Origin of the sequence: Pseudomonas sp. NCHU5216, assembly GCF_052156495.1 — a bacterium.
GTDB lineage: Bacteria > Pseudomonadota > Gammaproteobacteria > Pseudomonadales > Pseudomonadaceae > Aquipseudomonas.
This window is the reverse complement of sequence record NZ_JBQLIX010000016.1, coordinates 13915-39290: the sequence shown is the minus strand read 5'-3', so window position 1 is coordinate 39290 and position 25376 is coordinate 13915. Positions and strand designations below refer to the sequence as shown.

26 protein-coding genes are annotated in these 25376 nt (G+C 63.5%); 11 read left to right on the top strand and 15 right to left on the bottom strand.

Annotated elements, in window-relative coordinates:
• The first annotated feature begins 145 nt into the window (after positions 1-145).
• The gene (locus tag ACSVIK_RS13320; protein WP_442444781.1) at positions 146-643 is read left to right on the top strand and encodes a peptidylprolyl isomerase; all 498 of its coding nucleotides are present in this window, start codon (positions 146-148) and stop codon (positions 641-643) included.
• A 4-nt stretch (positions 644-647) separates the two neighbouring features.
• Positions 648-1370 carry a UDP-2,3-diacylglucosamine diphosphatase gene (lpxH, locus tag ACSVIK_RS13315; protein WP_442444780.1) on the top strand — a complete coding sequence of 241 codons (723 nt, stop codon included), beginning with the start codon at positions 648-650 and terminating at the stop codon, positions 1368-1370.
• On the opposite strand, the gene ACSVIK_RS13310 is transcribed toward lpxH, so the two are convergent.
• A complete protein-coding gene (locus ACSVIK_RS13310) occupies positions 1371-2228 on the bottom strand; it encodes a LysR substrate-binding domain-containing protein (protein WP_442444779.1) in 858 nt (285 codons plus the stop codon).
• Positions 2229-2355: 127 nt separating this feature from the next.
• Between ACSVIK_RS13310 and ACSVIK_RS13305 the strand changes: the two genes are divergently transcribed.
• A complete protein-coding gene (locus tag ACSVIK_RS13305; RefSeq protein WP_442444778.1) occupies positions 2356-3558 on the top strand; it encodes an MFS transporter in 1203 nt (400 codons plus the stop codon).
• A gap of 10 nt (positions 3559-3568) precedes the next feature.
• Here the strand turns inward: ACSVIK_RS13305 and ACSVIK_RS13300 are convergent, their stop codons facing one another.
• Positions 3569-4222, bottom strand: a complete 654-nt coding sequence (locus tag ACSVIK_RS13300; RefSeq protein WP_442444777.1) for a tRNA-(ms[2]io[6]A)-hydroxylase — start codon at positions 4220-4222, stop codon at positions 3569-3571.
• Positions 4223-4379: 157 nt separating this feature from the next.
• On the opposite strand from ACSVIK_RS13300, the gene ACSVIK_RS13295 reads away from it, so the two are divergent.
• Positions 4380-5243, top strand: coding sequence for a universal stress protein (locus ACSVIK_RS13295; RefSeq protein ID WP_442444776.1), 864 nt, complete (start codon positions 4380-4382; stop codon positions 5241-5243).
• Positions 5244-5470: 227 nt separating this feature from the next.
• Here the strand turns inward: ACSVIK_RS13295 and ACSVIK_RS13290 are convergent, their stop codons facing one another.
• The gene (locus ACSVIK_RS13290; RefSeq protein WP_442444775.1) at positions 5471-5947 is read right to left on the bottom strand and encodes a DUF1289 domain-containing protein; all 477 of its coding nucleotides are present in this window, start codon (positions 5945-5947) and stop codon (positions 5471-5473) included.
• A gap of 545 nt (positions 5948-6492) precedes the next feature.
• On the opposite strand from ACSVIK_RS13290, the gene acnB reads away from it, so the two are divergent.
• Together acnB and ACSVIK_RS13280 are read left to right on the top strand one after the other, a co-directional pair.
• A complete protein-coding gene (gene acnB, locus ACSVIK_RS13285) occupies positions 6493-9093 on the top strand; it encodes a bifunctional aconitate hydratase 2/2-methylisocitrate dehydratase (RefSeq protein WP_442444774.1) in 2601 nt (866 codons plus the stop codon).
• Positions 9094-9427: 334 nt separating this feature from the next.
• Positions 9428-9676 (top strand): hypothetical protein, encoded by a 249-nt coding sequence (locus tag ACSVIK_RS13280; RefSeq protein ID WP_268183750.1) that lies wholly within the window; start codon positions 9428-9430, stop codon positions 9674-9676.
• A 144-nt stretch (positions 9677-9820) separates the two neighbouring features.
• Here the strand turns inward: ACSVIK_RS13280 and ACSVIK_RS13275 are convergent, their stop codons facing one another.
• Both ACSVIK_RS13275 and ACSVIK_RS13270 read right to left on the bottom strand, forming a co-directional pair.
• Positions 9821-10036, bottom strand: a complete 216-nt coding sequence (locus tag ACSVIK_RS13275) for a DUF3820 family protein (RefSeq protein WP_268183748.1) — start codon at positions 10034-10036, stop codon at positions 9821-9823.
• Between the two features lie 46 nt (positions 10037-10082).
• Positions 10083-10676 carry a 2-hydroxychromene-2-carboxylate isomerase gene (locus ACSVIK_RS13270; RefSeq protein WP_442444773.1) on the bottom strand — a complete coding sequence of 198 codons (594 nt, stop codon included), beginning with the start codon at positions 10674-10676 and terminating at the stop codon, positions 10083-10085.
• 160 nt (positions 10677-10836) lie between these two features.
• On the opposite strand from ACSVIK_RS13270, the gene ACSVIK_RS13265 reads away from it, so the two are divergent.
• The 4 genes from ACSVIK_RS13265 to ACSVIK_RS13250 all read left to right on the top strand — a co-directional run bounded on the left by ACSVIK_RS13265 (position 10837) and on the right by ACSVIK_RS13250 (position 13052).
• Positions 10837-11487 carry a YceH family protein gene (locus tag ACSVIK_RS13265; protein WP_442444772.1) on the top strand — a complete coding sequence of 217 codons (651 nt, stop codon included), beginning with the start codon at positions 10837-10839 and terminating at the stop codon, positions 11485-11487.
• A gap of 16 nt (positions 11488-11503) precedes the next feature.
• On the top strand, positions 11504-11821 hold the full coding sequence (locus tag ACSVIK_RS13260) for an I78 family peptidase inhibitor (protein WP_442444771.1): 318 nt from the start codon (positions 11504-11506) through the stop codon (positions 11819-11821).
• 94 nt (positions 11822-11915) lie between these two features.
• The gene (locus tag ACSVIK_RS13255) at positions 11916-12368 is read left to right on the top strand and encodes a MarR family winged helix-turn-helix transcriptional regulator (RefSeq protein WP_442444770.1); all 453 of its coding nucleotides are present in this window, start codon (positions 11916-11918) and stop codon (positions 12366-12368) included.
• Positions 12369-12626: 258 nt separating this feature from the next.
• Positions 12627-13052 carry an organic hydroperoxide resistance protein gene (locus tag ACSVIK_RS13250; RefSeq protein ID WP_442444769.1) on the top strand — a complete coding sequence of 142 codons (426 nt, stop codon included), beginning with the start codon at positions 12627-12629 and terminating at the stop codon, positions 13050-13052.
• Positions 13053-13176: 124 nt separating this feature from the next.
• Here the strand turns inward: ACSVIK_RS13250 and ACSVIK_RS13245 are convergent, their stop codons facing one another.
• The 5 genes from ACSVIK_RS13245 to ACSVIK_RS13225 all read right to left on the bottom strand — a co-directional run bounded on the left by ACSVIK_RS13245 (position 13177) and on the right by ACSVIK_RS13225 (position 18359).
• Positions 13177-14544 carry an aspartate aminotransferase family protein gene (locus ACSVIK_RS13245; protein ID WP_442444768.1) on the bottom strand — a complete coding sequence of 456 codons (1368 nt, stop codon included), beginning with the start codon at positions 14542-14544 and terminating at the stop codon, positions 13177-13179.
• Between the two features lie 166 nt (positions 14545-14710).
• Positions 14711-16057, bottom strand: coding sequence for a glutamine synthetase family protein (locus tag ACSVIK_RS13240; protein ID WP_442444767.1), 1347 nt, complete (start codon positions 16055-16057; stop codon positions 14711-14713).
• 26 nt (positions 16058-16083) lie between these two features.
• A complete protein-coding gene (locus ACSVIK_RS13235; protein ID WP_268183733.1) occupies positions 16084-16641 on the bottom strand; it encodes a helix-turn-helix domain-containing protein in 558 nt (185 codons plus the stop codon).
• A 16-nt stretch (positions 16642-16657) separates the two neighbouring features.
• Positions 16658-17947, bottom strand: a complete 1290-nt coding sequence (locus ACSVIK_RS13230) for an NAD(P)/FAD-dependent oxidoreductase (RefSeq protein ID WP_442444766.1) — start codon at positions 17945-17947, stop codon at positions 16658-16660.
• A gap of 112 nt (positions 17948-18059) precedes the next feature.
• A complete protein-coding gene (locus tag ACSVIK_RS13225; protein ID WP_442444765.1) occupies positions 18060-18359 on the bottom strand; it encodes an antibiotic biosynthesis monooxygenase in 300 nt (99 codons plus the stop codon).
• Positions 18360-18818: 459 nt separating this feature from the next.
• Here ACSVIK_RS13225 and ACSVIK_RS13220 point away from each other — a divergent pair, with 459 nt between their 5' ends.
• Positions 18819-19766, top strand: a complete 948-nt coding sequence (locus tag ACSVIK_RS13220; protein WP_442444764.1) for an AraC family transcriptional regulator N-terminal domain-containing protein — start codon at positions 18819-18821, stop codon at positions 19764-19766.
• 78 nt (positions 19767-19844) lie between these two features.
• Here ACSVIK_RS13220 and ACSVIK_RS13215 read toward each other — a convergent pair whose 3' ends face one another.
• From ACSVIK_RS13215 to dnaX, 5 genes are all read right to left on the bottom strand, one after another.
• A complete protein-coding gene (locus tag ACSVIK_RS13215) occupies positions 19845-20993 on the bottom strand; it encodes an acyl-CoA dehydrogenase family protein (RefSeq protein WP_442444763.1) in 1149 nt (382 codons plus the stop codon).
• Positions 20994-21059: 66 nt separating this feature from the next.
• Positions 21060-21641 carry an eCIS core domain-containing protein gene (locus ACSVIK_RS13210; RefSeq protein WP_442444762.1) on the bottom strand — a complete coding sequence of 194 codons (582 nt, stop codon included), beginning with the start codon at positions 21639-21641 and terminating at the stop codon, positions 21060-21062.
• Between the two features lie 27 nt (positions 21642-21668).
• Positions 21669-22268: a recombination mediator RecR gene (recR, locus tag ACSVIK_RS13205; protein WP_442444761.1), complete on the bottom strand. Its 600-nt coding sequence runs from the start codon at positions 22266-22268 to the stop codon at positions 21669-21671.
• A 228-nt stretch (positions 22269-22496) separates the two neighbouring features.
• Entirely contained in the window at positions 22497-22823 is a 327-nt protein-coding gene (locus ACSVIK_RS13200) for a YbaB/EbfC family nucleoid-associated protein (protein ID WP_003240957.1), read from the bottom strand.
• Between the two features lie 24 nt (positions 22824-22847).
• Entirely contained in the window at positions 22848-24956 is a 2109-nt protein-coding gene (gene dnaX, locus ACSVIK_RS13195) for a DNA polymerase III subunit gamma/tau (RefSeq protein WP_442444760.1), read from the bottom strand.
• Positions 24957-25376 lie beyond the last annotated feature (420 nt).

Sequence of the window (25376 nt, the reverse complement as noted above, 5' to 3'; positions counted from 1 at the left end):
TACTGGCGCGGCGCAGGGTAGGCCGCATCGGGCAAAGTCCGTATCATAACCAACCTGTCAAGCCCCTGACAGGGTGCATACCAACCTGCTAGGGCTGTTCACCCACGAGCCACCGGCTCGAATCTGCCTCATCACGGATACGATCATGATCAAACTGCACACCAACCACGGCGCCATCACCCTGAACCTGTTCGCCGACAAGGCCCCGGAAACCGTGGCCAACTTCGAGCAATACGTGAAGGAAGGCCACTACGACGGCACCATCTTCCACCGTGTGATCGGCAACTTCATGATCCAGGGCGGCGGTTTCGAGCCGGGCATGAAGCAGAAGCCAACCCGCGCACCGATCAAGAACGAAGCCAACAACGGCGTCGCCAACAAGGTCGGCACCATCGCCATGGCCCGCACCATGGAGCCGCATTCGGCCAGCGCGCAGTTCTTCATCAACGTTGCCGACAACAGCTTCCTCAACCACAGCGCCCCGACCGTGCAGGGCTGGGGCTACGCCGTATTCGGTGAAGTGGTCGAAGGCATGGACGTGGTCGAGAAGATCAAGGCCGTCGCCACCACCATGAAAGCCGGCCATCAGGACGTTCCAGTGGAAGACGTGATCATCGAAAAGGCTGAAGTAGTAGCCGAGTAAGTCGATGATCCTGCTGATCTCCGATCTGCACCTCGAAGAGAAACGCCCGGACATCACCCGGGCGTTTCTGCATTTTCTCGCCACGCGCGCGCGCCAGGCCGAGGCGCTGTACATCCTCGGCGACTTCTTCGAGGTGTGGATCGGCGACGACGGCATGACGCCCTTCCAGCGCGAGATCGCTAAAGCCCTGCGTGAATTGAGCGACGCCGGCACGCGTATCTACCTGATGCATGGCAATCGCGACTTTCTCATCGGCAAGCGTTTCTGCCGTGAGGCGGGCTGCACGTTGCTGAAGGATCCGAGCCTGGTGCAGTTGGGCGGCGAGCCGGTGCTGCTGATGCATGGCGACAGCCTGTGCACCCTGGATGTCGGCTATATGAAGCTGCGCCGCTGGCTGCGCAATCCGCTATCACTGCTGATCCTGCGTAATCTGCCGCTCGCCACCCGGCAGAAGCTGGCGCGCAAGCTGCGCAACGAAAGCCGCGCGCAAACGCGGATGAAGGCCAGCGAGATCGTCGATGTCACGCCGGAGGAAGTGATCCGGGTGATGGCCGCGCACGGCGTGCGTACGCTGATCCACGGCCACACCCACAGGCCGGCAGTGCATGAGCTGATCGTGAACGGCCAAGCGGCGCGGCGCATCGTGCTGGGAGACTGGGATCGCCAGGGCTGGGCATTGCAGATAGACGGCACGGACTGGCAGCAGGCGCCCTTCCCGCTTGCCTGATCAGCCTGCCAGGCGGTACTGCGGGCTTTCCTCAATGGTCTGGGCCAGGCGCCGGGTGGCCTCGTTGACCTGATCGGCGACGAACAGGGTGACATCCGTGGCGGGCAATCCCGGCAAGCCCTCCTCGATCACGCTGAGATCAGGTTCCAGCGTCGAGCGAGGAATGATGCCCACGCCGATCCCGGCACGCACGGCGGCCAGCACGCCGGCGCGGCTCTGGCTGGCGAAGGCGATTCGGTACGGAATGCCGGCTGCGGCAAGCGCCGCACAGGCCGAGTCACGGTGCAGACAGCCCTCGACGAATACCGCCAACGGCAAGGGGGCGCGCTGGTGCGGCGCATGCATCTCGGTGCGTACCCAGATCAGTTGATCGCGAAATAGCCGGCTACCGCCGCCAGAAGCCACAGGCATCTCCGCCAGGGCCAGATCCAGCCTGCCTTCCGCCACGCATGCCGCCAGGTATTCGGGGCGATGGTCGCAGAGCACCTCCAGACTGGCCTCGGGATAACTCAGCACGAACGCCTCCAGCAGCGGCGTGAGCGTACGCGTGGCGTATTGGTCATGGGTGCCCAGGCGCACCCGCCCGCCCACCTCGGCATGGCGAAAGCTTCCCAGCACGCGGTCATGCAGGTTGAGCAACTGCTGGGCATGGGTTTTCAACTGCTCCCCGGCATAGGTCAGCCGCACACCATACTGCCCACGCTGCAGCAGCTCGGTGGCCACCAGGGCCTCCAGGCGGTTGAGCTGCATGCTGATGGTCGACGGCGCGCGATGCAGGCGCAGCGCTGCGCTGGTCAGGTTGAGCGTCTCGGCGACCACTACGAAGGTGCGCAGCAGGGCTATGGGTAGGTCGCGCATCGCAGAATTCAGCTTTATTGAAGATGACGATCAATATTTATCGTTTCCGCGAACTCTGGCAAGCCTCTATGTTAGGCGTCATCCGCTGCCCGCGGACGCCCAGCCAACCTTTTCGGAGCCCGAATCCATGCGGATGCCCATTACGTTCGCCCTGAACCAGATCGTCAGCCATGGATTCGGCATGTTTCTGTTCGCTGCCGTGCTGCCCTTCATGGGGGCATCGATCGGCTTCAGTGCCTGGCAACTGGCGGCGATCGGCGCGCTGACCCAGTTGGCCTATCTCGGCGGCGCTCTGCTGCTCGGCGCGCTCGGTCATCGCCTGGGCACCAGCCGCCTGGCCCTGCTCACCGGTATTCTTTGCAGCGGCCTGCTGTTGAGCATGTCGCAGCTACGCGACCCCATCGCCATCAGCCTGGTGCTGACCTGCCTGGCGGCCAGTGCCGCGCTCAGTTGGGGCTGCATCGTCGAGATATTGAGCCGCTGCGCCCGCCCCGAGGATCGCGCCACCTACCTCTCCTGCGCCTCCAGCGGCACGGCCTGGGGCTATGCCATCAACGGCCTGCTGATACTGCTGGTGGTGCCGACGCTCGGCTGGCAGATGAGCTGGCAGCTCGCCTCGCTGTTCGGCGCACTGGTGGTGTGCCTCACATGGCACCTGCTGCGGCACCTGCCGAAGATGCCGGTAGCGCAGCAGAACAATCACGAGGCGATGCTTGCACCCCGGCGCCTGCTGGCCGTCATCCTCGGTGAGCGCACCGCCCTGATCGCCTGCCTGATCTGCCTGCTGGTAGGGTTCACCACCATGCCGTTTTCCTATTGGCTCAACACCTATCTGGATGAACTCGGCCTACCGGCCACGCTGGGCGGTTACACCTGGGCGATGGTCGGCGGCAGCGGCATGCTCGCCGGCCTGCTCATCGGCAGGCTGGCCGACCGCAAGGGTCACGGTATGGCGCTGCTGGTGATCTTCAGCGGCTTCACCCTGGGCCTGTGGGCCTTTGCCCAGGATCCGGGGCGCTGGGCCCTGCTTGCAGGCTTCGGCTATGGCCTGATGTACTTTCCCATGTGGGGCATAGTCGCCGGCTGGGTCAATCGCCGCTACTCGTCCACCGCCACCATGCAGATCAGCGGCATCTGCATGGTCGCCTTTGGCCTGGGCGGCGCACTGGGCAACCTGCTGGCCGGCTACGTCCGCGACACGGTCGGCTCCTTGCAGGGCGTGTTCTTCGGCCTGGCTGCCGTGTCCTTGCTGCTGGTGCTGCTGGCGCTGCTCATCCTGCGCGGAGACAAGGCCTCGCTAGCGCCGCCGACAGCGGCTGGTGCCTGTTGAGTACAGCCTGCTAAAGGGGTATGCCACTGTGGAAACGAAACTGCTCATCCGGCGAGGTGATCAGTTCCCGCTCCACCGCCCTTACCACCTCGATGCGTGCATCGACATCGGCCGCCTCGCCGTACAGGTAAGCCAGCTTGAGATAGCCGCGATAGTGGCGCCCCTCACTCTCCAGCAAGCCGGCGTAGAACTTGGCCAGCTCGGCATCCAGTCGCGGCACCAGAGCGGCGAAGCGCTCGCATGAACGCGCCTCGATAAAGGCCCCCACTACCAGCACATCCACCAGCCGCTCCACTTCGCCACCACGCAGCAACGCACGCAAGCCAGCGGCATAGCGCGACGCCGATACATGGCGAACCTCGATGCCACGGCCACGAATGATCTTGCTCACCTGCTCGAAGTGCACCAGCTCCTCACGGGCCAGACGCGACATTCTTGCGGTCAATTCGGTCTTGGTCAGGTAGCGACCCATGAGGCTCAGCGCGGTCTGCGCCGCCTTGTACTCGAGGTTGCGGTGATCGAGCAGAAGGATCTCCTGCTGGCGCAGGGCTTCGTCCAGCCAGGCGTCAGGGGTGGCGACGCCGCCGAGGAACTCGAGAATCTCTTGCAGGATAGACACAGATTCCGCGCCGTTACTCGGAACATGCTGGGCATTTGACATCATGATTGAAGCGCTCTCGGTGCTGGCGAGGTTGAAAATGGCGGGCCATTATACGAGTGACGGAGCAGGCGACCAGCACAGCGTTGATGCAGGTCAAGGAGCCGCCGACTGCGACGCACCTATAGTGAGACAAGCGCCATTAATTCCCAGGGAGACGACCATGCAAGCGATCCGTAGCATTCTGGTGGTGGTGGATCCTCAACACCCCGAAGGCCTCGCACTGAAGCGGGCAAAACTGATAGCGGGAGTCACCCAGTCGCACCTGCATCTGCTGGTCTGCGACAGGAAAGGCGATCACGCCGCCCTGCTTGCAGACCTGCAAGGCGCTCTGAGCCAGGAGGGCTTCAAGGTCACCACCCAGCAGGCCTGGGAGGACAACCCGCACCAGACCATCATCGCCGTGCAGCAGGCCGAGGGCTGTGGCCTGGTGATCAAGCAGCACCTGCCGGACAACCCGCTGAAGAAGGCAATCCTCACCCCCGAGGACTGGAAGCTGCTGCGCTACTGCCCGGGCCCGGTGCTGATGGTCAAGACCGAGCGCCCCTGGACCGGCGGCAACGTGCTCGCCGCCGTGGATGTCGGCAATGCCGACGGTGAACATCGCACCCTGCACGCCGGCATCATCAGCCATGGCTACGATATCGCCGGCCTGGCCAAGGGCAACCTGCACGTGACCACCGCGCACCCGACACCGATGCTGTCGGCTGCCGACCCCACCTTTCAGCTCAAGGAAACCATCGAGGCGCGCTACCGCGAGCAGTGCCGCAGCTTCCAGGCCGAGTACGACATCAGCGACGAGCGCCTGCACGTGCTCGAAGGCCCGGCTGACGTGGTGATTCCGCAGGTCGCCCACCAGCTCGATGCCGTCGTCACGGTGATCGGTACGGTGGCGCGCACCGGGCTGTCCGGCGCGCTGATCGGCAATACCGCCGAGGTCATACTCGACGCCCTGGAAAGTGACGTGCTGGTTCTCAAGCCGGATGAAGTCATCGCCCACCTCGAAGAGCTCGTCGCCCAGCGTTAGGATGTAGGGTGCGCCGTGCGCACCAGCGGTTTGACAAGGCAATCTAGCCGAACCCGGAAACGGTGCGCATAGCCTAGGCGGCCCCGCGACACCCTACGGGGCTGGTGCTCAAGCCGGAGAAGTCATCGCCCATCTCGAAGAACTGCCTGGACGTAGGGTGCGCCATGCGCACCAGCGCTTTGACAAGGCACTGCAGCCGAACCCTACGGGGCTACGGGCATCGCCTCTCACACGCGGACTTCCAGCCCCTCGCGCAAGAACCTCGGCGCTATATAGCGTTCGTAATGCGCCTCGGAGAGCAGGAAGAACTCACGGTCGATGGCATCGCGCAGTTCGGGCAGCGTCCAGTTGCGGAACTCGGGGAGCAAGACCATGCCGTAGGCATCGAGCTGATTGATCATCCGCGCGCCGCGCGCGATCAATTGATAGGCCCAGCAATACGGCGACTGCTGCGGCACGAAGCGGATCTGCCGCTGCTCCAGCTGAGCGCGCAGGCGTTGCTCGTCGAACACTTCCACCTTGGCCGTCATCACCTGTACCAATAACACTTCCAGGCGTGTCCAGACGGCGCGCTTCTCGTCCTCGCTGTAGCTGTTCCAGTTGATCACTTCATGATGGAAGCGCTTGCAACCCCGGCACACGACATCGCCGTAAACGGTTGAACACAACCCCACGCAAGGGGTCTTGATGCGCTGATTGGACATGACGAGACGACAGCTGAAGACAAACGGCCTGGCATCTTAGCCCTTTGTCTAATCCAGATCACCCCTGCCGACAGGCCACTGAAAACTACCTGCGTTGGCACTACTGCGTTAAAAACGGCCTCAAAATGCTCATTTAGAACGACTAAACTGCGCTTTTTCGGTCGTTTTTGCCTTGTATTGCCTGCCTCGCCCACGTTTTCAGCGGCCTGTCGCGACAAGGACATCAGCTTAACTTTGTTCGCGTTTTCCATTAGAATCGCCCCGCCTTGTAAAGGCACCAATGTCCGTTGGAAGCTGTTTTCAAAGCGTCACGAGCACAGTCGATCCTGCAGGTACGATGGCGGCGCAGCCACTTGGAGTCCCCCCGAGCGTCTGCGCGCCCTCATCAGAACGCGTCCTGCCGGCGTAAAACTTTGAAAGCAGCTTCTACAAGAAACTCATGAAACCTCGGCTGATCGGCTCATAAAGTCGAAAAGCGCCTGGTTCGTGGGTATCTGGATCGCGTCCCGGACAACCCTTTGGGACCACTGATGAGGGTAATAACTGTGCTTGAAGCCTATCGCAAACACGTAGCAGAGCGTGCCGCTCAGGGTATCGTGCCCCAGCCGCTGAACGCCGAACAAACCGCAGGCCTGGTCGAGCTGCTGAAAAACCCGCCGGCTGGCGAAGAAGAATTCCTCGTAGACCTGATCACCAACCGCGTACCGCCAGGCGTGGACGAAGCTGCCTACGTCAAGGCCGGTTTCCTCTCTGCCGTTGCCAAGGGCGAAGCCTCTTCCCCCCTGATCAGCCAACAGCGCGCCGTCGAGCTGCTGGGCACCATGCAGGGCGGCTACAACATCGCCACCCTGGTCGAGCTGCTGGATGATGCCACTCTGGGCAGCGTCGCCGCCGAGCAACTCAAGCACACCCTGCTGATGTTCGACGCCTTCCACGATGTCGCCGAGAAAGCCAAGGCCGGCAATGCCAACGCCAAGGCCGTGCTGCAGTCCTGGGCCGATGGCGAGTGGTTCACCAAGCGTCCGGCGATTGCCGAGAAATACAGCCTGACCGTATTCAAGGTACCGGGCGAGACCAACACCGACGACCTGTCCCCTGCCCCGGACGCCTGGTCGCGCCCTGACATCCCGCTGCATGCCCTGGCCATGCTGAAAATGGCCCGCGATGGCATCGTCCCCGACGAGCCGGGCTCCATCGGCCCGCTGAAGCAAATCGAAGAAGTCCGCGCCAAGGGCTTCCCGGTGGCCTACGTCGGTGACGTGGTCGGTACCGGCTCCTCGCGTAAATCCGCCACCAACTCGGTGCTGTGGTTCTTCGGCGACGACATCCCCTATGTGCCGAACAAGCGCGCAGGCGGCTTCTGCTTCGGTTCCAAGATCGCCCCGATCTTCTACAACACCATGGAAGACGCCGGCGCCCTGCCGATCGAATTCGACGTGTCGAACATCAACATGGGCGACGTGATCGACGTCTACCCGCACGCCGGCAAGGTCTGCAAGCACGGCACCGACGAAGTCATCACCACCTTCGAGCTGAAGACCGCGGTGCTGCTCGACGAAGTCCGCGCTGGCGGCCGTATCCCGCTGATCGTCGGCCGTGGCCTGACCGAGAAGGCGCGTGCCGAACTGGGCCTGGGCGCCTCCGACCTGTTCAAGAAGCCGGAACAACCGGCTGACAGCGGCAAGGGCTACACCCTGGCGCAGAAGATGGTCGGCAAGGCCTGCGGCGTCGAAGGCGTGCGTCCGGGCACCTACTGCGAACCGAAGATGACTACCGTAGGTTCCCAGGACACCACCGGTCCGATGACCCGCGACGAGCTGAAAGACCTGGCTTGCCTGGGCTTCTCCGCCGACCTGGTGATGCAGTCCTTCTGCCACACCGCTGCCTATCCGAAGCCGATCGACGTCACCACACACCACACCCTGCCGGATTTCATCCGCACCCGTGGCGGCGTGTCCCTGCGTCCGGGCGACGGCATCATCCACAGCTGGCTGAACCGCATGCTGCTGCCGGACACCGTCGGCACCGGCGGTGACTCGCACACCCGCTTCCCGATCGGCATCAGCTTCCCGGCCGGCTCCGGCCTGGTGGCCTTCGCCGCCGCCACCGGCGTCATGCCGCTGGACATGCCGGAATCCGTTCTGGTGCGCTTCAAGGGCAAGATGCAACCGGGTATCACCCTGCGTGACCTGGTGCATGCCATCCCCTACTACGCCATCCAGAAAGGCCTGCTGACCGTCGAGAAGAAAGGCAAGAAGAACATCTTCTCCGGCCGCATCCTCGAGATCGAAGGTCTGGACAGCCTGACCGTCGAGCAGGCGTTCGAGCTGTCCGACGCCTCCGCCGAGCGTTCGGCTGCCGGCTGCACCATCAAGCTGCCGGAAGCGGCCATCGCCGAATACCTGCAGTCCAACATCACCCTGCTGCGCTGGATGATCAGCGAAGGCTACGGCGATGCCCGCACCCTGGAGCGTCGTGCTCAGGCGATGGAAGCCTGGCTGGCCAACCCGGTGCTGATGGAAGCCGACAAGGACGCCGAGTACGCCGAAGTCATCGAGATCGACCTGTCCGAGCTCAAGGAGCCGGTACTGTGCGCCCCGAACGACCCGGACGATGCCCGTCTGCTGTCCACCGTGGCCGGCGACAAGATCGACGAAGTATTCATCGGTTCTTGCATGACCAACATCGGTCACTTCCGCGCGGCCGGCAAGCTGCTGGACAAGGTCAAGGGCGGTATCCCGACCCGTCTGTGGCTGTCGCCGCCGACCAAGATGGATGCTCACCAGCTGACCGAAGAAGGCTACTACGGCATCTACGGCAAGGCCGGTGCACGCATGGAGATGCCGGGCTGCTCGCTGTGCATGGGTAACCAGGCACGTGTGGCTGCCAACTCCACCGTGGTCTCGACCTCCACCCGTAACTTCCCGAACCGTCTGGGCGATGGCGCCAACGTGTACCTGGCTTCTGCCGAACTGGCAGCGGTCGCTTCGATTCTCGGCAAGCTGCCGACCGTCGAGGAGTACATGGCCTACGCGAAGGATATCGACAGCATGGCTGGCGATATCTACCGCTACCTGAGCTTCGACCAGATCGCCGACTTCCGTGAAGCGGCGGCCAACGCCCAGATCCCGGTCGTTCAGGCCTGATCCCAGCGTTGTAGCAAAAGAGCCCCGCCCAGTGCGGGGCTCTTTCATTTGCTGCGCTGTATTTTGTCGGAGCTGCTTGCTCGTTACGGGATCGGCAATTTCTGCCTGTCTGTCTGTCGCTCTGGACGTCGGCCCGAACAACACCGAAACCACCGCACAATCAGACCAACTCGCAACCTTGCGCGTTTATCGGCTCAAGCTCGGCCGGTTCATATCTGCGCTAAGGTTAAGGGCAGACGCACACTCATCCACGCGGCGTCGCTACTGGCCCCGGCTGGAACCTCGGTGTGGCGTCGACACCGAGGGCAGCGCCTCGATCGAGGAGGCCACACCCATGAGCGCACTCACCTGCACCCACCGCGACCACACCATCCGCGCCACGGTCATGGAACACCCCGGCCTGCCCACCCCCTGGGCCGGCGGCTGCCAGATCACCGAACCAGACGGCAAGACCAGCAAACGCCTGACCCTGCCGGTGGACTATGCCTTCATGACCGACCTGGAAAAGGCCCAGCGCGCCTCCATCGCCCATGGCAAATGGTTGGTGGATCAGAAGCTGGATCACGGCCGCAACTGGCATTGAGGCAGGGTGCGCTGTGCGCACCGCGTTTTTTTGCATGCGCATGGTCGGTGCGCGCGGCGCACCCTACAGGTGTAACTGGTGCCTGGATGAACTCCGCGGGAAGCGGAAACGCCTCCCGGCTTGCATCCGGGCCACGAATGCTCTCTACGAGCGTTCGCGCAAGGGATCGAGCAACGGTTTGAGGCCGTTGTGGTCGATCTCCTGCATCAACGCCAGCAACTGGCCCAGCTCGCCCTTGGGAAAGCCCTCACGGGCGAACCAGTTGAGGTAGTGCCCCGGCAGATCAGCGATCAGCCGATCCTTGTACTTGCCATAGGGCATGCGGCGGGTCACCAGGAGTTTCAGCGCTTCGGGGTTCATGATGGGCTCCGCTGCCAGAAAAAAGGCCTGCCATTGTGCCAGGGCCTCAACGGCAAAGTGCGTCACGAACGAAATCCAGCCGATCCTGGCCAAAGAACATTTCTCCCTCGACGAAGCAGGTCGGCGCGCCGAACACGCCGCGCTTGATCGCCTCGGCGGTGTTGGCCTTGAGCGCCTCCTTGACCACTGGCTCACTGGCCTGCGCCTGCAACGCGGCGGCATCGAAGCCAGCGCTGCCCAGCACCTCGGCCGCCTTGCGCGGATCACCCATATTCGCCCCGTCCACCCAGATAGCCTCGAACAGCAGATGCAAAACATCCTCGAAACGCTCGGGCTGATGCAGTTGCACCGCCAGCAACAGGCGCATCAGGGCCAGGGTATTGATCGGGAAATGTGGGTTGAAGCGCAACGGCACGCCATAGCGCTCGGCGAAGCGCGCCAGGTCACGCACCATGTACAAACCCTTGGCCGCGATCATCATGGGCGGTGCATTGCCGGTGGCCTGGAATACGGCGCCCAACAGCATCGGCCTATACCGTAGCTGGGCAGCGCTTTCTCGACAGAGCGCCGGTAACTGGGTGTACGCCAGGTAGGATGCCGGGCTGCCCAGATCGAAGAAGAATTCCACGCTCTTGCTCATACAGGCGCCTTGGTTGCAGTGGGAAGGCTCGACACCGCCAGTGTATGTGGCCAGACCAGAGCAGGAACAGGCCCCCGACATGCCCTCACACAGATTGCAGCCTGCCGACCGAGCACGGATACGTTAGGCTAGGCAGGTCATCACTGCCCAGGATCGAGCCATGCCCTACACCCCCTCACCGCTGGTTGGCGAAACCCCGCTACACGCCATCGAAGTGCGCATCCTCGGCTGCCTGATCGAAAAGCAACTGACCACCCCGGAAAGCTACCCGCTGACCCTCAACGCCGTGCAACTGGCCTGCAACCAGAAGACCAGCCGCGAGCCGCTGATGACCCTGGAGACCGGCGAGGTCGGGCGCTACCTGCGCAGCCTGGAAGGCCGCAAGCTGGTGCACCTGGTGATGGGCAGCCGCGCCGACCGCTGGGAACAGCGCTGCGACAAGCAACTGGAGCTGGTCAAACCACAGACCGCGTTGCTCGGCCTGCTACTGCTGCGCGGCCCGCAAACCCTCAACGAGTTGCTCACCCGCAGCAACCGCATGCACGACTTCGATGACGTCGAAGAGATCCAGCACCAACTGGAGCGCCTGATCGGTCGCGGCCTGGTCGTGCTGTTACCACGCCAGAGCGGCCAGCGCGAAGATCGCTACATGCACCTGCTGGGCGAGCAAGCCGACCTGGAGAGCCTGCTGGCCAGCCGTCCCAGCAGTCGCAGCGAAGCCCCGGCACCTAACGACGATCGTCTGGTCGAACTGGAAGCGCGTATCGCCGCACTCGAAGAACGCCTGGCGCGCCTGGAGGGCGCGCAGTAACCCAAGGAGCCTCGCATTGAACCTCAACACCCGCCTCTGCCTCATCCTCGCAGCCACCCTGCTCGCTGCCGGTTGCAGCAGCACCGCTGAAAAACCGACGCCTGCCGCCGCCCCAAGCGGCCCCACACCTGACAGTTGCACCTCATCCGCCGCCGAGCACTTCAAGGGCCAGACCGCCAGCGCCGAACTGCTCGAGCAGGCCCGCCAGGAGGCCGGTGCCAGCAGCGCACGTATCCTCACCCCACGCAGCGTGGTGACCCTGGAATACAACGGTCAGCGCCTGAACCTGAATGTCGATGATCAGGGCGTCATCACCCGCGTGTCCTGCGGCTGAGCCTTACCCGGTGCGGGCCGGCCCGCACCGATCTCTGGCGCAACGATGATTAGCGCGCTAACGTAAGCGCTCCTAGATTTCACAGGCCTCTGCCATGACCTCTCCCGTGGAACCCTGCGCCGAGCTGATGCTGGACAACCAGCTCTGCTTCGCCCTCTATTCCACTTCGCTGCTGATGACCAAGACCTACAAGCCCCTGTTGCAGGCGCTCGGTCTCACCTACCCACAGTACCTGGCCATGCTGGTGCTGTGGGAAAACGAAGGCATCACCGTCAGCGAGATCAGCGCACGCATGCTCACCGACCCAGGCTCGCTCACCCCGTTACTCAAGCGCCTGGAGAGCGAGGGCCTGCTGCAACGCCGACGCAGCAGCGAAGACGAACGCGTGGTGCAGCTATACCTCACCGATCAGGGCCGTGCCCTGCACGAGCGAGCCAAGGCCTTGCCGGCCTGCATCCTCAAAGCCACCGGCCTGAATCTGCAACAGCTCGGCGAGTTGCGCGACGGCCTGGTGGAGCTGCGCCGTCACCTGCAAGACGCCCTCTGACGCTACACCAGACTGCATCGGCGCCAGACGCGCTCGCTATGGGAACCGCGTGGTGCGCATAGCGCACCCTACCCTCCGCCTGCAGGCCTCGTGGCATCTGCTTATTCCATCGACAAGCAAGCCTTATAGCTAAATACTCCTGAAAATTAACTTGCGCACAAAATATTTGCGCAATACATTCATCTCCATGGAATCGGTTAGCGCACAAGACATTAGCGAACCACCCATCCTTTTATCGAACCTGCGAGGATTACCGCCATGACCATCGAAAACGTTCTCTACCGTGCCACCGCTGAAGCCTTTGGTGGCCGTGAAGGCCGCGCCGTTTCTTCTGACGGCGTGCTGGACATCGCCCTGACCACCCCGAAAGAACTCGGCGGTGCTGGCGGCAACGGCACCAACCCGGAACAACTGTTCGCCGCTGGCTATTCGGCCTGCTTCCTCGGTGCCCTGAAGTTCGTCGCCGCTCGCGACAAGCTGAGCATCCCGGCAGATACCTTCATCGAAGGCAGCGTGGGCATCGGCGCCATCCCTACCGGCTTCGGCATCGAAGTGGAACTGCGCATCAGCCTGCCAGGCCTGGATCGCGACGCGGCGCAGACCCTGGTGGATCGCGCGCATATCGTCTGCCCCTACTCCAATGCCACCCGCGGCAATATCGATGTCACCCTGACCATCGTCTGAGCCCGCCCCGAAAACACGAAACCCCGCCACCGGATAACGGTGGCGGGGTTTCCTTTGGCTGGCGCCTTATTACGGTCGAGCAAGCCGAGACACCTGTAGGATGCGCTGCGCGCACCTCGACGCGCTACACCAGATTACGCACCTGTTCCCAGGTCAGATCCAGGCACTTGCGCGCTTTCTCCACCAGCTCATCCACTTCCGCCTGGCTGATCACCAAAGGCGGCGCGATGATCATGGTGTCGCCCACGGCGCGCATGATCAGACCATTGTCGAAACAGTGGCCACGACAGACCATGCCCACACCTACATCACCGGCGAAGCGCTTGCGTGTGGCCTTGTCCTGCACCAGCTCGATGGCACCGAGCATGCCCAGGCCGCGCACTTCGCCCACCAGTGGGTGATCGGCCAGTTCACGCAGGCGCTTTTGCAGGTAGGGCGCGGTTTCGGCCTTGACCCGCTCGACGATGCCCTCTTCCTTGAGGATGCGCAGGTTTTCCAGGCCCACCGCCGCCGCCACCGGGTGGCCGGAATAGGTGAAGCCGTGGTTGAAGTCGCCGTGCGCCTCGATCACCTCGAACACCTTGTCGCTGACGATCAGCCCGCCCATGGGCACGTAGCCGCTGGTCAGGCCCTTGGCAATGGTCATCAGGTCGGGTTTCAGCTCGTAGTACTGGCTGCCGAACCACTCGCCGGTACGGCCGAAACCGCAGATCACCTCGTCGGCGACGAACAGGATGTCGTACTTGGCGAGAATTTCCTTGATGCGTGGCCAGTAGGTTTCCGGCGGGATGATCACGCCGCCGGCACCCTGCACCGGCTCGGCGATAAAAGCCGCCACATTGTCCACGCCCAGTTCGAGAATCTTCTGCTCCAACTGGTCGGCAGCCCAGATGCCGAATTCTTCCGGCGACTTGTCACCACCTTCACCGAACCAGTACGGCTGCGGGATATGAGCGATGCCCGGGATCGGCAGGTCGCCCTGCTCGTGCATGAACTTCATGCCGCCGAGGCTGGCACCGGCCACGGTGGAGCCGTGGTAGCCGTTATCACGACCAATGATGATCTTCTTGCTCGGCTGGCCCTTGCATGCCCAGTAGTGGCGCACCAGGCGCAGCATGGTGTCGTTGCCCTCCGAGCCCGAACCGGTGAAGAACACATGCTTCATGCCAGCCGGTGCCAGTTGCGAAATGGCATGGGCCAGCTCCAGCACCGGCGGGTGGGCGGTCTGGAAGAAGGTGTTGTAGAAGGGCAATTGGCGCATCTGCTTCGCAGCAGCTTCGACCAGTTCCTCGCGGCCGTAGCCGACGGCCACGCACCACAGCCCGGCCATACCGTCGAGAATCTTGTGGCCCTCGCTGTCCCACAGGTGCACACCCTTGGCCTCGGTGATGATGCGCGGGCCCTTCTCGGCCAGTTGCTTGTAATCACTGAACGGCGCCAGGTGATGGGCCTGGCTCAGAGCCTGCCAGTGTGCGGTTTTCGAGTTATTCATATCGCCTCCTCAGAACCAGCCCACGATCTGCTGCGCGTCGGCTAAACGGCGTTGAAATCCCCTAAGAATGCTCATTTACAGCTCGTAAACTCCGCTTCTTCGGGCGATTTCGCCACCGTTTATCTCTAGCTCGCAAGATCGTGAGCAGGTTCTTAGCTTCGGGACATCACAGGTACCAGCGGTATTCGCGCGGGCTGATGTCGTGCATGAAGGCCAGGTGATCCTGGCGTTTGTTTTCGCAATAGACCATGACGAACTCGCTACCGAGGCCTGCGGCGACGCGCTCGCTGGCCTGCATACGGCGCACGGCGTCGAGCATGTCCTTGGGAAAGTCGACGCCGCTGGCGCGGTCGTCATTCAGCGGTGCGATGGGCTCGACCTGGGCGTCGAGGCCCTGCTCGATGCTGCTTAGCAGCGCCGCCAGCACCAGGTAGGGGTTGGCATCGGCGCCCGGCAAGCGGAACTCCAGGCGCAGGTTGCGCGTGTCCGATTCGGGAATGCGCACGCAGGCGTCGCGATCCTCGAAGCCCCAACTGGCCTTGCTCGCCGAGTTCACTTGGGCGCCGAAGCGGCGGTAGCTGTTGTGGTTCGGCGCGTAGATCGGCATCAGCTCCGGCAGCAGTTCCAGGCAACCGGCGACGGCATGGCGCAACGGGCGCTGCTGATCACGGGCCAGTAGGTTGTCACCGGCCTCGTCGTACAGGCTGACGTGGATGTGCATGCCGCTGCCCGGATACTGCAGGTAGGGCTTGGCCATGAAGCTGGCGCGATGGCCGTGTTTGAGCGCCACGCCACGGGTCACCCGGCAGAACAGCGCCGACCAGTCGGCGGCCTGCATGGGATCGGCGTTGTGGCTGAAGTTGATCTCGAACTGCCCGGGGCCGATCTCGGCGGTGATCACCGTGGTGTCGATGCCCTGCAGGCGCGCGGTCTCGCTGATGTCGTCGAGCACCTCGGCAAAGCGCGACAGCCGTTCGATATGCATGTTCGGCTGGTCGTCGGCATCGCCACTAAGGTCATCGCGCGGGTACTGTGGCAAACCGTCTTTGAGCGCCTTGTCGAACAGGTAGAACTCCAGCTCGAAGGCTACCACCGGGCGAATGCCACGCGCGGCCAGGCGCTGCACCACGCGCGCCAGCACCTCGCGCGGCTCGAATTCGATGGGCGCTTCGGTGCCGTCGGAGCTGATCAGCATCTGCCCCAGCGGCTGGCGCTCCCAGCTCACCAGCTTGAGCGTGCCGGGGATCAGCCGCCGGGGTGCGTCCGGGTCGCCGTCATGGAAGCAGTAGTCGCCGATCTCGTAGAGTCCGCCCTGGGCGCCGAGCAGCACGCAGTTCTGCGGCAGTTTCAGGGCGCTGCCGGCGGCGACCTTCTCCAGCATCTCGATGGGGTAGCGCTTGCCATAAAAATGCCCAGGGATATCCAGGCAGATCAGGTCGACGAAGCGCACCTCGGGGTGGGCCTGGCGAAATTGACGGACTTCATCGAGCAGCTCGACTCGGGTGGCGTTCATTAGGGTTATTTCCGCTTTACGGGAGGTCAGGTATAGATCCACAACACCCGCGCCGGGGTGTCGCCTTGGTTGGCATAACGCAGGCGCGCATAGCTCGGCACCTGGAAAACATCGCCGGGGTAGAGGGTGGCGCTCTCTTCGTCCTCGCCCAGCCACAGTGTCAATTGGCCTTCGAGCACGTAGCCGGCCTGCTCCGAGCGGTCGCTCATCTGCCGCTCGCCACTGCTGGCGCCGGGCTCGAGCAGGCTGTCGACCACCATGAAGGCGCCCTGCAGCGTCGGCGAAGCCATGATGTCGGTGATGCCTCCGGCCAGGTACAGGGTGCGGCGCTCGTCGGGCCGGGTCACCCAGTCCAGCGCCTTGGGCTTGGGCAAGCTGTAGAAATAGGTGGTGGGCACGTCGAGCGCCTCGGCGATGGCGGTCAGATCCGCCACCGTGGGGCGTGACAGGCCACGCTCGACCTGCGAGAGAAAGCCCACCGAGCGGCCGATACGCTCGGCCAGCTCGTTGAGGGTGACCTTCTTATGCTTGCGCAGATCGTGGATGAGCACGGCCAGGGCCGCCATCTCCAGATTCTGATTCATCTCGGCGCTGTCCATGTCAGAAGCTGTCTCGCAGTCGATACCAGGCCTTGCCGATGGCCTCCAGAGGCGCAGCCAGGTGTTCGTTGAAGGGGAAGTCGGGGTTGCGCAGTTGCCGGTACAGGGACAGTTCCTCGTCATCACCGAGAATGGCGTCGCTCACCGCGCGGGCTGCGGCCAGGGTCGGCAACACGCCATGGCCGGAAAAGCCCTGCAGCCAGTAGCGGCCGTTTTCGCCGCCGATATCCGGCGTGCGCGCACGGGTGATATCGATATGCCCACCCCAGGCGAAATCGATGGCCACGCCCGACAGTTGCGGGAAAACGCGTTCGAGGAAAGGTCGCGTGGCCGCTGCCATATCCTTGGGCAAACCGCCCAGGTAGGTGCAGCCGCCGCCGAACAGCAGGCGGTGATCGGGCGTGCGACGGAAATAATCGAGCACGAACTGGTTGTCGGTGACGCAGGCATTGCGCGGCAGCAACGCCTCGGCCCGCTCGGCACCCAGCGGTTCGGTGGCGATCTGGTAGGTGCCGACCGGCAGGATGCGCCGGGCAAGGCGTGGCTCCAGGTCGTCGATATAGGTATTGCAGGCCAGCACCAGGTTGTCGGCCTGCACGCTGCCCTGCGCGGTACGCACGCGGTAGCCCGCGCCCTGCTTGTCCTGGCTCAGCGCGCGGCTCTGCTCGAAGATCTGCCCTCCGGCGCGGACGAAGGCCTCGGCCAGGCCGAGTGCTAATTTGAGCGGATTGAGGTGCCCGGCCTCGGGGTCGTAAAGCCCGGCCTGGTAACGCTCGCTGGCGACCCATTGCGGCAATTGTTGGCGGGAGACGAACTGCAGCGCGCGATGCCCCCATTTGTAGGCGGCCTGTTCCTGCCACTCATGCAGCAGCGCCACGCGTCGTGGCAGCACCGCCGTCCACAAGTGCCCTCGACGGTAATCGCAGTCGAAGCCATGGCGCTGTGGTAGCTCGCGCAATTCCCGCGCAGCCCAGGCCATGCCGTCCCATAGACGGCGCGCACGTTCCAGACCAAGAGCCTTTTCCAGCGGCGGCATGTCGCAGGACCAACCTAGAATCGCCTGCCCGCCATTGCGCCCGGAAGCCGCCCAGGCCACCCGACTGGCTTCCAGCAGGATCACCCGCTTGCCTGCCTCTGCCAGGCGCAGGGCCGTATGCAAGCCGCTGAAGCCAGCGCCAATCACCACCACATCGCAGCGCCGCTCGCCTTGCAGTGTCGGGTAGGTCGTCAGCTGCGCCGCACAGGTGGCGGCGTAGTAGCTGTCGACGTGCTGATTGGCCTGATGGAACATGAACGACTCATGAAATTATTTAAAATTAATTTCATGAAAATCTATAGAGATAAATTCACAAAGGCAAGCCGAGCGGCTTGAAAGCCCCGTGGAACATTAACCGGAGGCAACCTCAGGCGACCTGCCGGTGCAATTCCATGGCACATTCGAGATGGGTGAACAGCGCTTCGTCTATCGCTTGTGCCAACACCAGACGCAGGCCTTCGCTGCCGAGAAAGGCGTCTCGCGCAGCGGCCGAGCGCCATTGCCCCTCGACCTGCCAGGTCAGCGGATCACAGCGCAAAGAGAAAATCCGCAGGTGCTGACAACCGGGAATGCTTCGACCTACTTCGTCCAGCCGAGCCAGGCACTGCCCCAACCGGGTCGAACGATCGTGACGGGCGCGAACGGTCATACGGTGAATGATGCTCATGGCAACCTCCTGGAATTGAATCAGTACAGACCGGCAGCATTTCGCTGCAATACATGGGGCGTTGCTTGCGGCCCGGAGAACGCCGCGCCGCCACCGCTTCTGCAGGGCACCTCAAAAAACGTGAGCGAGGCAGCCATTTACTGGACATCTCTCGCTCCTTGACTGACTTGTTGGCACCGGTGAAATGGCTGATGCATGCGTTCGAGCCGAGAGCAGCGCGATGACTACAGAGATTAGTGATGGACACACCGGGGCGTTAGTCGATTACTGGCAAATCCTTGCCTAAAACTGCAGCCATCAAAATTGCAGCGCAAGACGCGCAGAGCAGGTGGATGCACTGAGATACTCAGTATCACGGGGCATTTGCCCATTACTGGCAAATATTTGCCTAATCCTGCCGTCGCTCATGACTTGCCTGAAAAACCTGGCTAGGCTTCGTTGACTTTCCGGAGGCGCGCCATGCAATCACCCATTCACACCGCCACGAATCTCGACACCCCGCTGGCCGAACTCAGCCATGAATTGGCGCGCCTTGTCGAGCGCTTCGTGCCTGACGACGGCTTGCACCTCACGGCCATTCCCGGCCTCAAACTGGCGCGCGCCACCTCGCCAAGCCTGCCGATGCAGACGGTCTACGACCCCTGCCTGTGCATCATCGCCCAGGGCCGCAAGGAGATACGCCTGGGCGACGAGCTGTATGTCTACGATCCGCTCAATTACCTGGTGGCGTCGGTGATGCTACCGGTCATCGGCCGGGTGGTCGAAGCCAGCCCGGAGGCGCCCTACCTGAGCATCGCACTGGAGATCGACCCGGCCCTGATCAGCAGCCTGCTCACCGAAATGCCGCCCATTCCGACGCCTGATGCGGCCTCGCAACGCGCCCTGTTTCTCGACCGTCTCGATCCGCGCCTGCTGGATGCGGTGATCCGCCTGCTGCGCCTGCTGGAAACCCCGCGCGACATCGCCATGCTGGCACCACTGGCGCTACGCGAGATCTTCTATCGCATGCTGCTCAGCCCGCAGGGCCATCGTTTGCATGAGGTGGTGATAGCCGACAGCCAGAGCCAACGCATCTCCCGCGCCATCGAATGGCTACGCAGCAATTTCGACCAGCCGTTGCGCATCGAGGAGTTGGCCCGCGAGGTGAACCTGAGCCCGTCGACCCTGCATCACCGTTTCAAGGCCGTCACGGCCTTCAGCCCTCTGCAATATCAGAAGCAACTGCGCCTGCAGGAGGCTCGCCGTCTGATGCTGTGCGACAACCTCGAAGCGGCCGCGGCCAGCTATCGCGTGGGCTATGAAAGCCCGTCGCAGTTCAGCCGCGAGTACAGCCGCCTGTTCGGCGCGCCACCGCAGCGCGACATTGCCCGCCTGCGGCAGACGGGGCAAAGCCAACAAGCATCCTGATCGTGGGAGGCGCTTTAGCGGCGAGCTTTTTCGCCTCGTTCAGGCGGGTCGCGGCTAAAGCCCCTCCAACGGCAGCGGCTACAGCCCCATCTGCTTGGCAATGATCTCGTTCATGATCTCCCGCGTGCCGCCGCCGATGGAGAGGATGCGGTTGTCGCGGTACAGACGCTCGACCAGGGATTCACGCATATAACCCATCCCACCCATGATCTGCACCGCATCGTAGGTGAGGCGATCAGCGATATCGGTGGCGAAGTTCTTGGCCATGGAGATTTCCTTGATCACGCTCTTGCCGGCAGCCATCTGCGCGGCCTGGCGGTAGGTGAACTCGCGCGATACCTCGAGCTGCGTGGCCATCTCCGCCAGGCGATGCTTGAGCACCTGGAATTTGCCCACCGGCTTGCCGAATGCCTGGCGCTCGCGCGCCCACTTCAGCGATTCCTCCAGGGCCAGTTGCGCGGTCATGTTGGCCATGATCGCCAGGCTCAGGCGCTCGCTCTGAAAGTTGGCCATGATGCAGGCGAAGCCGGCGTTCTCTACACCGATCAGGTTCTCCGCCGGCACCTTGCAGTCGTCGAAGAACAGCTCGGCAGTGTCGGACGCCCACCAGCCCATCTTCTTCAGCTTGCGGCCGACACTGAAACCCGGCGTGCCCTTCTCCACCAGCAGCAGGCTGACGCCGCCGAAGCCCTCACCGCCGGTGCGCACCGCCACTGTGTAGTAATCGGCACGCACACCGCTGGTGATGAAGGTCTTGCTGCCGCTGACGCGGTAATGATCGCCGTCGCGCACGGCACGGGTCTTGAGATTGGCCACGTCGGAGCCGCCGGAGGGCTCGGTCACCGCCAATGCCATGATTTTCTCACCGGCCAGCACCTGTGGCACCACACGCTCGCGCACCGCCGGCCTGGCCCATTTGACGACGGGCGGCAAGCCGATATCCAGCGAACCGAGCCCGGCCACCAGGCCGCCCGAGCCACTGCGCATCAGCTCCTCGCTGGCCGCCACCTTGGCGAATACGTCACCCTCATGGCTGCCGCCATACTGCTCGGGATAACCAATGCCGAGGATGCCCGCCGCACCCGCCTTGAGGTAGAGCTCACGGGGGAATTCCTCGGCCTCTTCCCATTCGTCGATATGCGGCAGTATCTCGCGCTCGACGAAGCGCCGAACGCTGTCGCGAACCAGTTGGTGGGACTCATCGAAATAGGGCTGAGCGGCGGCCATGCGGGTACTCCCGTTATCGTTTCAGCCACCCTAACCTAGCGCTTGCTTGGTTTTCAAGCGAGCGTTTCATTTCTCCTCGCGCAGCGCCCTTCTCACCCGCGCCTGCATCGCGTAGGCAGGCCCTTCCACCGACTGGAAGTCACGGGTGTAACGACGGGCGAACTCGGCGCTGCCCCAGTCGCGGTACTGCTGCACGTGCCAAAGCTCGTGCGCCCAGAGCGCGGCATCGTTGGCAGCGGCGTCGGCATCGCGAAACACCACCACGTCCACCAGGGTCACGGCCTGCACGTCCGGGTTCTGCAGCATGACGGTGGCGGCGTCCATCTCGTCGGTGATACCGACGCGAAAGCGCACAGAATCGAGCAACGCGTCGTCGTAGAACGGGGTGAGCTGTGCGCGAATCATCAAAGGAATCGGCTCGGTGCCGGCGCGCAGGGCTGCCTGACGCGACTGCAGCAGCCAGGCCTCGAGGCGGGTGGCGGCCATGTTCAGGCCACCCTCGCGCACTCGAACCGGGTCGGGCACGCAGAGGCAGGAGCCACCCAGGCACACCTGGATCTGCCCACTCGGGCACTGCTCAGCCTGCACGGCAACAGGCGAAGCAAGCACGAACAGCACGGAGAACCGGCGCAAAAAGACAGCGATCAAGGGTGCTCCGTTCGACGGGCTGACGCGTTACAGGCTGATCGGCCGCCGCCCGGCCAAGGCATGGGCCAGGGTGCCGCCGTCGACCAGCTCCAGCTCGCCGCCCAGCGGCATGCCGTGGGCGATACGCGAGGCGACCAGGCCCTTGCCGGCGAGAATCTGCGCGATGTAGTGCGCTGTGGCTTCACCTTCCACCGTGGGGTTGGTGGCCAGGATTACCTCGCTGAAGCCTCCGGCCTCGATGCGTTCGAGCAGTTCCGGAATACCGATGGCTTCCGGCCCCAGGCCATCGAGCGGCGACAGATGGCCCTTGAGCACGAAGTAGCGGCCGCGATAGCCGGTCTGCTCCACCGCATGCACATCCATCGGCCCTTCGACCACGCACAGCAGGCTGTCGTCGCGACGCTCGTCCAGGCATAGCTGGCAGATTTCGTCCTCGCTCAGGCTGCGACAGCGCTTGCAGTGGCCCACCCCCGTCATCGCCGCCTCGAGCGCCTGCGCCAGACGCTGGCCACCGCTGCGATCCCGCTCGAGCAGTTGCAGGGCCATGCGCTGTGCGGTCTTTTGCCCGACACCGGGCAGGATGCGCAGCGAATCGATCAGTTGGCGAATCAGAGGGCTGAAGCTCATGAAATTCCTACAGGGTGTAGCCCGGATGCAATCCGGGAAGTCGTGTATGCCGTGTTTCCCCGGATTGCATCCGGGCTACAGGCCCGCCCTTGACGACGGGCCAGAGTGGCGATCAGGCGGCGTGCAGGGCAAGGCGCCGACGAGCGAGGAACCGCAGTGTGCTGCAGCACATGAGGATTCCGAGTTCGTCGGCAACGCAGCCATGTGCGTCGACTGGGCGTCACTGCCTCAGAAGGGCATTTTGAAGCCGGGAGGGAGCTGCATCCCTGCCGTCATGCCGGCCATCTTCTCCTGGCTGTTCTGCTCGACCTTGCGTACCGCGTCGTTGACCGCAGCGGCGATCAGGTCTTCGAGCACTTCCTTGTCTTCCTGCATCAGGCTGTCATCCAGGGTGATGCGCTTGACGTCATGGCGACCGGTCATCACCACGCTGACCAGGCCGGCGCCGGACTGGCCGGTGACTTCGGCATTGGCCAGTTCTTCCTGCATCTTCTGCATCTTTTCCTGCATCTGCTGGGCCTGCTTCATCAGGCCTGCCATGCCACCTTTCATCATGTCGCTATCCTCGGTGTTCGGGGTTTAACTGGGAGTGTCGATCGGTTCGATGCTGCCGTCGCGCACCTTGGCGGCGAATTGCTGGATCATCTGCTGCACCAGCGGGTCGGCCTGGATCGAGGCCTCGGCGCTGCGCTGGCGCTCGGCACGCTTGCGCGCCGCAGCTTGCGCCGGGGTTTCCTGTTCGGGTTTGCGCAGTTCGATGCGCAGTTTGATGCTGCGCCCCTGCTGCTGGTTCAGGGCGTCGTTGAGGCGGCGCTGCTGGGTCGGGTTGAACAGCGCGCTATGCGCCGGATCCAAGTGCAGCAGCCAGTCGTCACCATTGGCTTCGACCAGGGTGCAGTTGGCCGCGATGCTACCGGTCATGCCACCCAGACCAAGCAGCGGGAAGAGCGCCAGCCATTCTGCAGCCAGGCCGGTGGCCGGCGCCACGGCCGGCAGCGGCTCGGGCTCGATCTCAGCCTCGGCTTCGCTCGGCAGATCGAAGTCATAGTCCAACGCGCCGTTGTCCACTTCGACGTAATCATAGTCGCCGGGTGGCGGCTCTTCATCGTCGGCCGGGGCAACCCCTTCCAGGGCAATGGCCTCGGTCACTGGCGCAGCGTCCACCGTCGGCTCCGGCGCTAGCTGCGCAGCAGGTGCAGCCTCGGTCACAGCCGGCGCCTCGACCGCCGGCTCGGCAGCAGGCGCGGGTTCCCAAGGCAGGTCGACAGGCGCAGCGACCTCTGCCATGGCAACCGGCTCAGGCTCAGGCTCAGGCTCAGGCTCAGGCTCAGGCTCAGGCTCAGGCTCAGGCTCAGGCTCAGGCTCAGGCTCAGCAGCGATTGTCGGGGCAACCGGCTCGATAGGCGCAACGGGTTGCGGCGCTGCAACGGGTTCTTCCGCCACCACGACCGGCTCGGGCGCAGGCGCGGTGACAACCGGCGCGGCAGGCGCAACGACAGCCGGTGCTACCACGGCAGCACCGGCCACTGGGTTGGACTGGGAATCAGCAGTGGCCTGGCTGATCCCCAAGGGCTTTAGCGTGACCCTCGGTGCGTCATCGGCACCCGCCGGGCGGAAGGCCAGCATGCGCAACAACACCATCTCGAAGCCGCCGCGCGGATCTGGCGCCAGCGGCAGGTCACGACGGCCGATCAGGCCCATCTGGTAGTAGAACTGCACGTCCTCGGCCGGCAGTGCCTGGGCCAGTTGCAGCACGCGCTCGCGGTCGCCCTGGCCGTTGTCCACGGCCTCCGGCAGCGCCTGGGCGATGGCCACGCGATGCAGCACGTTGAGCATCTCCGAGAGCACGCCGTTCCAGTCCGGGCCCTGTTCGGCCAGGTGCCGAACCGCCTCGATCAGCGCGCGCGCGTCGCCTTCGATCAGCGCATGCAGCACGCCATACACCTGGCCGTGATCCAGCGTGCCGAGCATGGCACGCACATCGGCGGCCAGCACCTTGCCCTCGCCGAAGGCGATGGCCTGGTCGGTCAGACTCATGGCGTCACGCATCGAGCCGTCGGCGGCGCGACCGAGCAGCCACAGGGCATCGTCCTCGAACGGTACGTTCTCTGCAGTCAGCACATGGGTCAGGTGCTCGACCACTCGCTCTGGCGGCATGTTCTTCAGCGAGAACTGCAAGCAGCGCGACAGCACGGTGACCGGCAGCTTCTGCGGATCGGTGGTGGCGAGGAGGAACTTCACATGGGGTGGCGGCTCTTCCAGGGTCTTCAACAGGGCGTTGAAGGAACTGGTGGAGAGCATGTGCACTTCGTCGATCAGATAGACCTTGAAGCGGCCACGGGTGGGCGAGTACTGCACGTTGTCGAGCAGTTCGCGGGTGTCCTCCACCTTGGTGCGGCTGGCGGCGTCCACTTCGATCAGGTCGACGAAGCGGCCCTCGTCGATCTCACGGCACACCGAACAGGTGCCGCAGGGGGTGGAGCTGATACCGGTTTCACAGTTCAGGCACTTGGCGATGATCCGCGCGATGGTGGTCTTGCCCACGCCGCGGGTGCCGGTGAACAGATAGGCGTGGTGCAGGCGCTGGCTGTCCAGAGCGTTGATCAGGGCTTTGAGCACATGGGTCTGGCCGACCATTTCGCGGAACGAGCGCGGACGCCATTTACGTGCAAGAACCTGATAACTCATGGAAAACCGTCATGTGAGGAAAGCTAAAGTGGGCTAATGCTAGCGGAGCAACCAGCAAATTGCATCCGCCAACGGCATGCTCGCAGAGCTGCGCTGCAACGGCGACAAATAATGCTGTTCATTTCTTGATCAAGGCTTTATCATCCGCGCCGTTCGTACCACGCTGCAAGTCATCAAGGCCTTCGCGCCTCCCCGCTGGTTTCCCGGTTCAACGCCTAGCGCTCCCTGCGCTGCCGCCCTCCCCGATCCCACCTGCTGACTGATCAGGCCGACTCGCCGCTTATCGGCGCAGTTCCTCTGCCTGCCTCCGACGTACCGACCACGCCGAAGAACCGTAACAATGGAACTTTATCGTGCATATAAAGCTCCTATCGGTTTACTTGCTAAGGCCGCTTTTCGGCCGACCTCACGGAGCAACAC

Excerpts from the sequence above, each read along its gene's own strand:
- ACSVIK_RS13320 (WP_442444781.1), top strand. The coding sequence starts at position 146 with ATGATCAAACTGCACACCAACCACGGCGCCATCACCCTGAACCTGTTC.
- lpxH (WP_442444780.1), top strand. The coding sequence starts at position 648 with ATGATCCTGCTGATCTCCGATCTGCACCTCGAAGAGAAACGCCCGGAC.
- ACSVIK_RS13310 (WP_442444779.1), bottom strand. The coding sequence starts at position 2,228 with ATGCGCGACCTACCCATAGCCCTGCTGCGCACCTTCGTAGTGGTCGCC.
- ACSVIK_RS13305 (WP_442444778.1), top strand. The coding sequence starts at position 2,356 with ATGCGGATGCCCATTACGTTCGCCCTGAACCAGATCGTCAGCCATGGA.
- ACSVIK_RS13300 (WP_442444777.1), bottom strand. The coding sequence starts at position 4,222 with ATGATGTCAAATGCCCAGCATGTTCCGAGTAACGGCGCGGAATCTGTG.
- ACSVIK_RS13295 (WP_442444776.1), top strand. The coding sequence starts at position 4,380 with ATGCAAGCGATCCGTAGCATTCTGGTGGTGGTGGATCCTCAACACCCC.
- ACSVIK_RS13290 (WP_442444775.1), bottom strand. The coding sequence starts at position 5,947 with ATGTCCAATCAGCGCATCAAGACCCCTTGCGTGGGGTTGTGTTCAACC.
- ACSVIK_RS13280 (WP_268183750.1), top strand. The coding sequence starts at position 9,428 with ATGAGCGCACTCACCTGCACCCACCGCGACCACACCATCCGCGCCACG.
- ACSVIK_RS13275 (WP_268183748.1), bottom strand. The coding sequence starts at position 10,036 with ATGAACCCCGAAGCGCTGAAACTCCTGGTGACCCGCCGCATGCCCTAT.
- ACSVIK_RS13270 (WP_442444773.1), bottom strand. The coding sequence starts at position 10,676 with ATGAGCAAGAGCGTGGAATTCTTCTTCGATCTGGGCAGCCCGGCATCC.
- ACSVIK_RS13265 (WP_442444772.1), top strand. The coding sequence starts at position 10,837 with ATGCCCTACACCCCCTCACCGCTGGTTGGCGAAACCCCGCTACACGCC.
- ACSVIK_RS13255 (WP_442444770.1), top strand. The coding sequence starts at position 11,916 with ATGACCTCTCCCGTGGAACCCTGCGCCGAGCTGATGCTGGACAACCAG.
- ACSVIK_RS13250 (WP_442444769.1), top strand. The coding sequence starts at position 12,627 with ATGACCATCGAAAACGTTCTCTACCGTGCCACCGCTGAAGCCTTTGGT.
- ACSVIK_RS13245 (WP_442444768.1), bottom strand. The coding sequence starts at position 14,544 with ATGAATAACTCGAAAACCGCACACTGGCAGGCTCTGAGCCAGGCCCAT.
- ACSVIK_RS13240 (WP_442444767.1), bottom strand. The coding sequence starts at position 16,057 with ATGAACGCCACCCGAGTCGAGCTGCTCGATGAAGTCCGTCAATTTCGC.
- ACSVIK_RS13235 (WP_268183733.1), bottom strand. The coding sequence starts at position 16,641 with ATGAATCAGAATCTGGAGATGGCGGCCCTGGCCGTGCTCATCCACGAT.
- ACSVIK_RS13230 (WP_442444766.1), bottom strand. The coding sequence starts at position 17,947 with ATGTTCCATCAGGCCAATCAGCACGTCGACAGCTACTACGCCGCCACC.
- ACSVIK_RS13225 (WP_442444765.1), bottom strand. The coding sequence starts at position 18,359 with ATGAGCATCATTCACCGTATGACCGTTCGCGCCCGTCACGATCGTTCG.
- ACSVIK_RS13220 (WP_442444764.1), top strand. The coding sequence starts at position 18,819 with ATGCAATCACCCATTCACACCGCCACGAATCTCGACACCCCGCTGGCC.
- ACSVIK_RS13215 (WP_442444763.1), bottom strand. The coding sequence starts at position 20,993 with ATGGCCGCCGCTCAGCCCTATTTCGATGAGTCCCACCAACTGGTTCGC.
- recR (WP_442444761.1), bottom strand. The coding sequence starts at position 22,268 with ATGAGCTTCAGCCCTCTGATTCGCCAACTGATCGATTCGCTGCGCATC.
- ACSVIK_RS13200 (WP_003240957.1), bottom strand. The coding sequence starts at position 22,823 with ATGATGAAAGGTGGCATGGCAGGCCTGATGAAGCAGGCCCAGCAGATG.
- dnaX (WP_442444760.1), bottom strand. The coding sequence starts at position 24,956 with ATGAGTTATCAGGTTCTTGCACGTAAATGGCGTCCGCGCTCGTTCCGC.